This is a genomic window from Streptomyces sp. SP17BM10 (assembly GCF_036322405.1).
Classification (GTDB): Bacteria; Actinomycetota; Actinomycetes; order Streptomycetales; family Streptomycetaceae; genus Kitasatospora.
The window spans coordinates 21,674-32,012 of sequence record NZ_JAQYXB010000295.1; the positions used below are offsets into that span (position 1 = coordinate 21,674).

General features: G+C 75.6%; 7 protein-coding genes. All 7 read right to left on the minus strand.

From position 1 onward, the window contains the following. Window positions 1-2 precede the first annotated feature (2 nt). Entirely contained in the window at window positions 3-2,024 is a 2,022-nt protein-coding gene (locus PUR71_RS01505; protein WP_329924450.1) for an HAD-IIIC family phosphatase, read from the minus strand. After that, window positions 2,021-3,052: a 3-oxoacyl-ACP synthase III family protein gene (locus PUR71_RS01510; RefSeq protein ID WP_329924451.1), complete on the minus strand. Its 1,032-nt coding sequence runs from the start codon at window positions 3,050-3,052 to the stop codon at window positions 2,021-2,023. Before PUR71_RS01510 ends, PUR71_RS01505 begins: the two co-directional genes overlap by 4 nt. A 71-nt stretch (window positions 3,053-3,123) precedes the next feature. After that, on the minus strand, window positions 3,124-6,072 hold the full coding sequence (locus PUR71_RS01515; protein WP_329924452.1) for a type I polyketide synthase: 2,949 nt from the start codon (window positions 6,070-6,072) through the stop codon (window positions 3,124-3,126). Continuing rightward, window positions 6,069-6,371, minus strand: a complete 303-nt coding sequence (locus PUR71_RS01520; protein ID WP_329924453.1) for an acyl carrier protein — start codon at window positions 6,369-6,371, stop codon at window positions 6,069-6,071. The genes PUR71_RS01515 and PUR71_RS01520 overlap by 4 nt, the downstream gene beginning before the upstream one ends. Before the next feature lie 73 nt (window positions 6,372-6,444). Continuing rightward, complete coding sequence (locus PUR71_RS01525; RefSeq protein WP_329924454.1) at window positions 6,445-8,157, minus strand: acyl-CoA dehydrogenase; 1,713 nt, start codon at window positions 8,155-8,157, stop codon at window positions 6,445-6,447. Between the two features lie 29 nt (window positions 8,158-8,186). Continuing rightward, window positions 8,187-10,004, minus strand: coding sequence for a fatty acyl-AMP ligase (locus tag PUR71_RS01530; RefSeq protein ID WP_329924455.1), 1,818 nt, complete (start codon window positions 10,002-10,004; stop codon window positions 8,187-8,189). A 194-nt stretch (window positions 10,005-10,198) separates the two neighbouring features. Then, window positions 10,199-10,339 (minus strand): adenosylhomocysteinase (locus PUR71_RS01535; RefSeq protein ID WP_329924247.1); only part of this gene is annotated, 141 nt, incomplete at its 5' end.

Sequence of the window (10,339 nt, forward strand, 5' to 3'; positions counted from 1 at the left end):
ACTCACCTCTTCCCCCGCATTTCTTCCCACTCCACCAAGGATTCGTAAACACGCGATACGACGGCCCCGTCCGCGGAATTCCCCGAAGGCTTCGAAGTCACTCCCGCCCCCGCGGTCCCGGTAGCCACGCAAGTCCCCGTGACCCCCCGAGCCCCTGGCACCTCGGAATACTTCGGCCCGACCATGACAATGTGGTCCGGGACCGCCGGCGGCCCGGCCAGGTCGTGTCGGAAATGCACCCGGTCGGGGTGTTCCACGACGGTCGCGAAGCCGAGCGCGGGATAGAACCCGCGGGTCCGGCCGTTCTTCGGGGTCGCCCGGTACCACGCGTGGACGGCCCGCGCCCCGCGCTCCGCGGCCAGGGCCAGCACCGCCGCCAGGCAGGCCTGTTCGATGCCGCGGGAGAAGACCCGGCAGCTGAGCCAGACGTTCTCCAGGTGCAGTCCGTCGTCGTCCCAGCGGCCCAGCACCGCACCGGTCAGGCCGTTGGGGCCGAAGCGGTCGGAGGTCCGCGCGGCGAGCACCAGCGACCGGGGGTCGGCGGCCCGCAGGGCGAGCTGGGCGGCGGTGAGCCGCAGGCCGGTCAGGTTGAACTGGTTGGTGCGCTGGGTGAGCTGGGCGAACCGTTCGAGCTCGTGCGGCGCGGCCGGCGCGAGCTCCACGCCGACCCGCAGCTCGCGCAGGAAGTCCGCCTCCCCGCCGGCCCGTTCGCGCAGCCGCGCGCGCTCGGCGTCGAGCCGGTACTGGCGGGCGCGGTCCTCGTCCTCGGCGGTGAGCCGCAGGCAGTCGAACCAGCCGTCGGCGAGCAGCCGGGACGCGTGCAGCGCGGGCTCGTCGTCCAGCGCCACCAGCGCCACCTCGGGCGCGCCGTGGCGCACCCGGGCGCGCTCGGCGGGCGAGTCGTCGGCGAACACCAGGGCGCCGGGCGCGATGCCGAGACTGCCGGCGATCTCCAGCAGGTTGCCGTCCTTGGGCTCCCAGTTCGCCCGCACCCGGACGAAGTCGTCGGGGCGCAGCACCAGGTCCGGGTGGTCGCGCAGCACGGCGGCGACCTGCTCCGGGTCGTTCTTGCTGCTCACCGCGAGCAGCACGCCCTGCGAGCCCAACTGCTTGACGACGCGCTGGAACGCGCCGAACGCCTCGCCGCGCGGCGTGCCGGCGGCCGCGATGCCGTCCGGTCCGTCGTCGCCGAGGACGCCGTCCCACAGGGTCTGGTCGAGGTCGACGACCAGGCACTTGCGGGCGAGGCCGCGCAGGGCGCGCGCGAGGTGGGCCACCTCGCGCGCATAGGCGGTCAGCAGCGGCTCGGTGTAGTGGGCCCGCGCGTAGGCGGCGAGCCGCGGGTCGTGGACCGGGCCGGTCTCGGCGACCAGCGGATCGAGGTCGATCACCTGGACGCCCGGGTGCTCCTCGGCCAGCCGCAGCAGCCCGGCGTTGAACTCCCGCCAGACCAGCGCGAGTCGGGTCCGGGCGTGCCGGTCGATCAGCTGGTGGGTGTGGCGGCGGGTCAGCGGGACGGTGTTGAGCACGAGTACGCCCTGGTATCCGGCGACGAGCTGCGCGAGCTCGGCGAGCACCTGCGCGCCGGCCCGTTCGACGTCGGCGGGCCGCCACACGGCGGGCAGCCGGGCGAAGACGGTCTCCGGGTCGAGCAGGCACAGGGCGAGGTCCGCGCCGGCACCGTGGAACCGGCCGCCGGGGTCGGCGAGGTCGTACCGGTAGGCGCCGTGGTCGCCGAGCAGCGGGCGCAGCAGCAGGCCGTGCCGGGCGAGTTCGACGGTCAGCGGGTCGACGAGTCCGGCGACGGTGGACTGGCCGGTGATCGCCACCGTGACGCTCGGCGTGCCGGGGCTCGAGGCGGTCACGGCGTCCGGGTCGAGGCGGGCGAGCAGCCGGGCGGCCCGGCGCGGCCCGTCGGGGTCGGCGGCGAGCTCCTCGTCGGCGAGGAGTCCGGCGACGGCCGCGTACTCGCGTTCCAGCCGGCCCTGGGCGCGCAGTTCGCGCAGGCGGTCGAGGGCCGTCATCCGGCGCTCCCGACGCGCTCGAGGCCGAGTCCCGTCTTGATCCACTTGCTGGACTCGACGGCCAGCACCAGCGCGCGCTCGCCCTGCGCCATCTCCTCCAGCAGCTGTTCGAGCTGGAGGAAGGGCAGGGCGTTGCCCGTGTTGCCGGTCTGCGCGACGCAGGAGACCTCGCGGGGTCCGTCGACGGCCAGCTGTTTGACGATCCGCTCGGTCATCCGCCCGGACAGCTGCGGCGGCAGCAGGTAGTCGACGTCCGCGGGGCGCCAGTCCAGCTGTTCCAGCAGCTCCCAGAGGATCTCGCCGGCCAGCGCCGGCACGCCCTCCTCGATGGCCTTGTAGTCCTCGCGCAGCATCGGCCGCTCGCTGTCGCGGTCGGTGACGCCGTACCAGTCGATCCGCTGTCCGGCCGGTCGGCCGCGGCCGACCAGGCGGTGCAGCACGCCGCGCACGGCGACGGCCTCGGCGACGGGCTCGGCGGTGAGCACGGCCGCGCCGGCGCCGTCGCCGAACAGGACGTAGTTGACCAGTTCGTCGGCCGGGATCCGGGCGGCGTCGGCGCGCAGGTCCAGGTGCCGGTGGGTGACGTCACCGCCGATGACCAGTCCGGCCCGGGCACCCGCGGCAAGGAGGGCCCGGCCCAGTTCGACGGCCTGGAGGGCGCCCGAGCAGCCGGCCTGGATCTGGTAGGCGGGCAGCTGGTCGAGTCCGAGCAGGTCGGCGACCTCGCTGGCGGTGGTGGGCAGCAGCGTGTCCGGGGTCGCGGTGGCGAGCACCAGGAACTCGATGTCGGCCGGGTCCAGGCCCGCCGCGGCCAGCGCGTGCCGGCCGGCCTCGGCGCACAGGTCGGTGAGGGTGCGGCGCACCCCGCCGGTGGCCAGGTCCCGGCCGAAGTGGCGGTGGGTGGTGCCGACGAAGACGTCGATCCATTCGGCGCTCACCCCGAGCGCCGCGCCCAGTGCGGCGTTGTCGACGGCCTCGCCGGGCAGTGCCGTGCCGACGCCCGCGATGTACGCGGTGATGCTCTCCATGTCCCCCGTGTCCCCCGTGTCCGCCGTGCCCTGCGTGTCCTGCCCGTCCCCCGTGTGCCCCCCGCCCCCGGTCATGCCGCCACCAGCGCGAGTTCGCGCAGGCACTGCGCGAGCGAGTCGATGCTGCGCAGCGCCGGGAGCAGGTGGGGCACCGACAGTTCGCCGAGCGCCGGCAGCCTCGCCTCCAGCTGCACCTTGAGCTGGACGATCATCACCGAGTCGAAGGCGAGGTCCTCGTAGAACCGGGCCTGCGGCCGGACGGCGTCCTCGGCGTAGCCGCCGACCTGGACGATCGCGTCGAGCACCGCCGCCAGGATCGGGTCGTCCGCGTGGTACGGATGATCCGTCACATGGGCGATGTCAACCGGCGGTTCGACTGCGGGCCTCGGTTCGGACGGGGTGCGCGCCGGCTTCCAGCGGGCCCAGTAGCGGTGGTCGGTGGCGAACCGGTACGCCGGCAGCCGGTCGGCGTCCGGCTGCCCGGGCTCGTACAGCGCCTCCCACCGGGGGTCGAGCCCGGCCCGGAACAACTCGGCGAGGACCGCCGCCAGTTCGCGCCCGCCCGACCGTCCGCCCGGACTCGGGTGGAGCAGCCGAGGCACCTCGGGCAGCCCGGCGCGGCCGACCAGCGGCAGCAGGTGGGCCCGCGGGCCGATCTCCACCAGGTGCGTCGGGGCCGCCGCCCCGGTCAGCGCGGCGAGGGCGTCCGAGAACAGCACGGGCCCGGCCGCCTGGCCGGTCCAGTAGTCCACTCCCAGCAGCTCCGGTGGATCTGACGGACCGTCATGCATCATACGTCCACGGTACGTCGATGCGAACGGGAGTTCGGGGGCACCCGCCGCCAACGGCCCGACCGCCGCCCGGAACCGCTCCTCGGCAGCGGCCGGCAGCGGGGTGTGGAAGGCGTGCGACACCTCCAGCCGCCGGGTCCGCACCCCGAGGCCGGTGAGCGCCCCGTCGATCCGCTCCAGCGCCGCCACCGGCCCGCTGAGCACGGTGTCCGCCGGGCCGTTGACGGCGCCGATCGCCACCTCCGGCTCCGCCGCCAGGAGTTCCGCGAGGCGCTCCCGCCCGGCGCCGACCGCGAGCATGCCTCCGCCGGCCGGCTGCTCCCGCAGGAGGGCGCCGCGGGCGGCCACCAGCCGGGCCGCGTCGCCGAGTTCGAGCGCGCCCGCGAGCACGGCCGCCGCGACCTCGCCGACGCTGTGCCCGAGCACCGCCACCGGCCGGACCCCGAGGTCGGCCAGGGTGTGCGCGAGCGCGTGGCCGACGGCGAACAGGGCGGGCTGGGCGAGGCCGGTGTCCCGCAGGTCGTCGGAGCCCGCGAGGACGAGGTCCCGGATGGAGCGGCCCAGGTGCGGGGCGAGGGCGGCGTCCGCCGCGTCCAGGTGCGCCCGGTAGCGGGCCGAGTCCCGGTACAGCCCCGCGGTCATCCCGGCGAACTGGCTGCCCTGCCCGGTGAAGGCGAACGCCACCACCGGTGCGCCCCACGGGCGTTCGCCCGGTTCGTCCGCACCGGCCAGCGCCCGCCGCAGCTCCCCCGCGAGCTCGGTGGTGTCCCCGGCGGCGACGGCGAACCGGTACGGCAGACCGGTCTTGGTCCGGTTGCTGCGCAGGCACGTCGCCGCCGCCGGCTCGTGCGGGCGGCGGACCAGCGCCGCCTCCTGCTCCGCGAGGTTGCGGCGCAGCGCCTGCGGGGTGTCGGCGGTGACGGTGAACACGCCGCCCTCCCACCGTCCCCGCCGGTCCCCGCGGCGCGGGCGGGCCACGCGGGTGCGCGGCGCGGAACCGAGCACGACGTGCGCGTTCGTCCCCCCCATGCCGAAGCTGGACACCCCGGCGAAGGACTCGCCGGGCGGCAGCCGCAGCGGGGCCCCGAGCAGCTTCAGGCCCCGGGCGGCCAGCCGCAGCTGCCGGTTCTCCCGGTCGGCGTACCGGCTGGCCGGCACCACCCGGTGGTGCAGCGCGAGGGCGGCCTTGATCAGTCCGGCGATGCCGGCCGCGCCCTCGGTGTGGCCGATGTTGCCCTTGACCGAGCCGATCGCGCAGGGCGCCGGCCGCTCGATCCCGTGGACGGTGCCGAGCGCGGCGCACTCGATGGCGTCGCCGAGCAGCGTCCCGGTGCCGTGGGCCTCGACGAAGGCCACCCGGTCGGGGGTGATCCCGGCCCGGCGCAGGGCCTGCTCCAGGACCTTCTGCTGGGACCAGCGGTTGGGCGCGGTGACGCCGTTGCTGCGCCCGTCGTGGCTGACCGCGCTGCCCCGCACGACGGCGTACACCCGCTGCCCGTCGGCGACGGCGTCCGCGAGGCGGCGCAGCACGACGACGCCCACGCCGTCGCTGCGCCCGATGCCGTCGGCGTCGGCGCTGAACGGGCGGCAGCGGCCGTCCGGGGAGCCGACGCCGAGGCGCTCGTAGACCAGCCCGAGGACGGGCGAGAGCACGAGGTTGACCCCGCCCGCGAGCGCGGTGTCGCACTCGCCCGCGAGCAGGGCGTTGACCGCGAGGTGCACGGCGACGAGCGAGGACGAGCACGCGGTGTCCACGGCCAGGCTCGGACCGGTCAGGTTGAGGTGGTAGGAGATCCGGTTGGCGGTCATCGCGGCGCTGGTGCCGGAGCCGTCCTGCGGGCGGATCCGGTCGGGGTCGGCCATGGTCAGCCGGCCCCACTCGCCGCCCATGACGCCCGCGTAGACGCCGGTGCCGGTGCCGGCCAGCGCGGCCGGCGCGACCCCGGAGTCCTCGATGGCGCGCCAGGCGCACTGGAGCAGCAGCCGGTGGTGCGGGTCCATCGCGGCGGCCTCGCGCGGGGCGATGGAGAAGAACTCGTCGTCGAACGCGTCCGCGTCGGCGATCAGTGCGCCGGGCGGCAGGTCGGGGAAGGCGGCGCGGTCCCAGCGGGCGCCGGCCGCCGCCCCGGCGGCGTCGGCGCCCCGCATGAGGACGTCCCAGTAGGCCTCCGGTCCCGCGGCGCCGGGGAAGGCGCAGTCGAGCCCGACGACGGCGATGCCGTCGCTCAACGCACTCCCTCCCCGGCGGCCGCGGGCAGGTCGGGCAGCACCTGGCTCAGGTGGCCGAGCAGGCTCTCGATCGTCGGGTAGTCCCACAGCAGGGTCGGCTCGACCTCCAGGCCGAACTCCTCCTCCAGGTCGCCGCAGAGGCTGAGGGCCTGGACGGAGTCCATGCCGTACTCGGCGAGCGGCACGGTGGGCTGGATGCTGATCGCGGGCCGGCGCAGGTACATAGCCACTCGGGCGGACAGCCACTCGGGCAGGGTCACGCCCGGGGTCGCGGTCGGCAGGCGGTAGGGGGCGGTCATCGCAGGGCTCCTTGTCGTGCGGGTGGTCCGGCGGCTCGTCGGGCCGGGCTCTCCTCGGGCCGGGCCCGAGGAGTCAGCCGGATACGGGCGTGTTCCAGAGGTCGTAGCTGTGCCGGGCGCTGTACCGGATCCGCACCTCCTGCCGGATCCGGGCCTCGCACCCGGGCGGCAGGTCGGGCACCTTCGGGGTGAGCCGCCGGGCCACCTTGTGCAGCGCGGCGGCGGCCCAGGACGGGTCGGCGAGGAAGGGGTCGTCGCCGTCCCGGGCGTGCCGCCAGACGCCGAGCACCGAGGCCCCGGCCAGCAGCAGCGCGTACCGGTCGACGAGGGCGAAGCCGGCCACCTCGCGCGCGGCCGGGTCGCCCTCCAGCTCGATCACCTGGTCGCGCAGTTCGCGGAACTGGTCGGCCATCAGCGCGACGAGTCCGCGCAGCACCGTCAGCACCCGGTCCCGTCCGGCCGCCTCCTCCGGCACGCCGGCCAGCAGCTCGGCGCTGAGGCTGTCCCGCCCGCAGGCGAGGTCCAGGCGCTCGGTGCGCAGCGGCGGCAGCGGATCGCGCAGCCGGAACAGCCCGGCCGGGGCCCGCTCCTGCGCTCCCCACGAGCGCCGCGCCAGCCACGGCAGCTGCGGGATCACGGTGGCCTGGCAGGCGACCGTCCCGGCGTGGCCGAGGCTCAGCACGGGGACGTCCCGCAGGTGCTTCTGGAAGATCCCGAGGCTGCCCTCGCGCGCGTAGATGCCCGATCCGAGGACGGTCGACAGCTCGTACATCGTCTCGATCAGCACCCGGGGCAGCAGGTACTTGAGCGCCGCCGAATAGACGCTCGTCTGCTCGGGCAGCACGTGCAGGGCGCGCAGCGCGACCGTCGCGAAGCTGTCGTACAGCAGCAGGTTGACGAAGGCGCCGGCGACGGCCGCGTCGGTGCGCGCCGCCCGGGCCGCGCCCCAGCCGCCCGGCCGGTGCGCCTGCTCGAAACCGGCCGCGGTGCGCAGCACGGTGTCCACCGCGCCGACCGCGAGCGCGGACATCACCGTCCGGCTGAGGTGGAAGGAGCGCAGCGCGGCCTCGATGCCGTGGCCGGGCGGCCCGAGGAGGGCCTCGTCCGGCAGCGGGCAGTCGTCGAACTCCAGCCCGGCGAACCGGCAGCCGCGCAACCCGACGGCCAGGTGCCGGGGCAGGGTGCGGGCCCGGTCCGGCGGCAGGGCGCGCGGGTCGAACAGCAGTGCCGACAGGCTCCGGGTGCCGGGGGCCGGGTCGGTGCGGCAGAACAGCACGAGCGCCTCGGCGCGGTCCAGGTTGTTGATCGCGGGCTTGCCGCCGTTCAGCAGCAGGCCGCCGCCGGCGGGCCGGCGGGCGGTCACCTGGCTGCGCACGTAGTCGTTGCTGTGGGTGGTCTCGGGCTGCGCGATCGCGGCCCGGCCGCCGGCCAGCATGACGCCGGCCAGCCGGGACTGCTGCTCGGGCGTGCCGTCGGTCCAGACGTCGGAGGCGGCCATGTAGCTGGTCATCCCGTAGCCCATGCCGAGCGAGACGTCGCGCCGGAACACCGGGCGCATCACCTCGACCAGGCCGGGCACGGTGTCCAGGCGCCCGCCGAGCCCGGCGGGGACGAACTCGGCGCAGCCGCCGAAGTCGTCCAGCGCGGCCTCGCCGTCGTCGAAGCGCCGGGCCTGCTCGTCGGCGCGCAGCAGGGCGGCGAAGCCGAGCGGGTTGGCCGGGTCGCCGGGGTCGCCGAGGCGGGCCTCCAGGTCGGCGGCGCGCCCGGCGGCCGCGTCCGCGGTCACGGCAGGGCTCCCCGGGGCGGCCAGGGCGGTCACCACGGCTGCACTCCCCCGCCGACGGGCTGGGGGTGGAGCAGGTCCTCGCCGAGCGCGCGGTCCTTCGCGCGGATGACGGCCCGCACGGCCCCGTCCAGCACCTCGTAGTCGCCGCGCACCTCCCCCGCCAGGAAGAGCGTGCGCATCAGCGTGCGCTGCACCTTGCCGCTGGTGGTGCGCCGGACGGTCCCGGGCCGCACCAGCAGCAGGTTGGCCACCGGCACGTTGAACTCGCGGCCGACCTTCTCGATGATCCGGCGCGACAGCTCGCGCAGCGACTGCTCGTTGTGGCCCGCGCTGCGCACCTCCTGCACCAGCACCAGCTGTTCGCGTCCGGCGTCGACGGCGAACGCCGCGCCGGTCGCGGCGGACAGCTGCGGCGCGGTCGAGCGCACGGCCGCCTCGATGTCGTACGGGTAGAGGTTGCGCCCGTTGAGGATCAGCACCTCCTTGACCCGCCCGGTGACGTACAGCTCGCCGTCGCGCAGGACACCGAGGTCGCCGGTGCGCAGGTAGCCGCCCGCGCCGCCGCGCAGGGTCGCTCTGAACGTCTCCTCGCTCTCCTTGGGCCGCCGCCAGTAGCCCTCGGCGACGCTCGGCCCGCGCAGCCACACCTCGCCGACCGCGCCCCCCGGCAGCTCGGCGCCGGTCTGCGGGTCGACGATCCGCAGGTCGTAGCCGGCCGGGCGGCCGCAGGAGACGAGCGTCCGGGCGCCGGCCGTCCCGTCCGTGACGGGCTCGAAGGCGTTGCGCTCCAGGGCCCTCGGGTCCACCGCGGTGCGGCCGTGGGCCTCGCCGGGCGTGCCGCCGGAGACCAGCAGCGTCGCCTCGGCCAGCCCGTAGCTCGGGTACATCGCGCCGGCCCGCAGCCCGGCCGGGGCGAAGCGGGCCGCGAACGCCTCCAGGGTGTCGGCCCGGACGGGCTCCGCGCCGTTGAGCACCAGGCGCCAGCGGGAGAGGTCGAGGCCGGCCACGTCCTCGTCGCGGACGCGGGTGAGGCACAGGTCGTAGCAGAAGTTGGGGCCGCCGCCGACGGTCACGCCGTGGTCGTCGATCGCGCGCAGCCAGCGCAGCGGGTGCTTGACGAAGGAGACCGGCGACATCTGCACCGAGGCGCCGCCCAGGAAGAGCGGGTGCAGCAGGTGCGCGATGAAGCCCATGTCGTGGAAGTGCGGCAGCCAGCCACCGAAGCGGTCCTCGCGGGTGGTGCGCAGGGTGGCCCGCAGGGCCTCGTGGTTGGCCATCAGGTTGCGGTGGGAGACCATCACGCCGCGTGGCTTGGAGACCGAGCCGGAGGTGTACTGCAGGAAGGCCAGGTCCTCGGCGCCGGTGCGCGGCCGGCGCCAGTCGTCGGCGTCGCCGCGCGCCGGGTCGTCGGTGACGACGCAGGTCACACCGTCGGCGAAGGAGGTGGCGAGCCACAGCGAGACGTCCGGCGCGCTCGCCGAGTCGGTGAGCACCAGCCGGGCCGCGCTGTCCTGGAGCACCCCGGTGACGCGGTCGACCTTTGCGGCCCGGCCGGTCGTGCCCGGCATCGGGGCCGGGACGCCGACCGCGCCCGCGTAGAGGCAGCCGAGGTAGGCGGCGAGGAAGTCGGTGGTGGACGGGTAGAGGAGCAGGACTGGCCCACCCTCGCCGCCGTGCGCGCGGACCAGCGAGGCGATCCGGCGGGCCTCGCGGTCCAGTTCGCCGTAGGTCGTCCGCCGCTCCGCCACGCCGGCCGGGTAGTGGCTCAGCTCAATGTGGGCGTCCGCGTCGGGCTGTTGCTCCGCGCGGTCGAGCATCAGATCGGTGAAGGTCCGAAACCCCGCCATGACTCCCCCTTGGATGCGCTGTCTGCCGACCGGCGGTCCGCCGGTCACCTGGGGTGCCCGCGACGGTGCCCTCCCCACGCGCGTAACGGTCCGCCACCGGGCTTAAGGGCTGCTAGTGCGGGCCTGGTGGCGGATGCGCGAGCGCCCGGCGCCGAAAAGCTCGACACCGGGCGCTCACCTGTGGTGACGTTCCGTCAGTAGCGGTACTGCTCCGCCTTGTACGGGCCCTCGACCGGGACGCCGATGTAGTCGGCCTGCTCCTGGGTCAGCGTGGTCAGCTTCACGCCCAGCGCGTCCAGGTGCAGACGCGCGACCTTCTCGTCCAGGTGCTTCGG

Excerpts from the sequence above, each read along its gene's own strand:
- PUR71_RS01505 (WP_329924450.1), bottom strand. The coding sequence starts at position 2,024 with ATGACGGCCCTCGACCGCCTGCGCGAACTGCGCGCCCAGGGCCGGCTG.
- PUR71_RS01510 (WP_329924451.1), bottom strand. The coding sequence starts at position 3,052 with ATGGAGAGCATCACCGCGTACATCGCGGGCGTCGGCACGGCACTGCCC.
- PUR71_RS01520 (WP_329924453.1), bottom strand. The coding sequence starts at position 6,371 with ATGACCGCCCCCTACCGCCTGCCGACCGCGACCCCGGGCGTGACCCTG.
- PUR71_RS01530 (WP_329924455.1), bottom strand. The coding sequence starts at position 10,004 with ATGGCGGGGTTTCGGACCTTCACCGATCTGATGCTCGACCGCGCGGAG.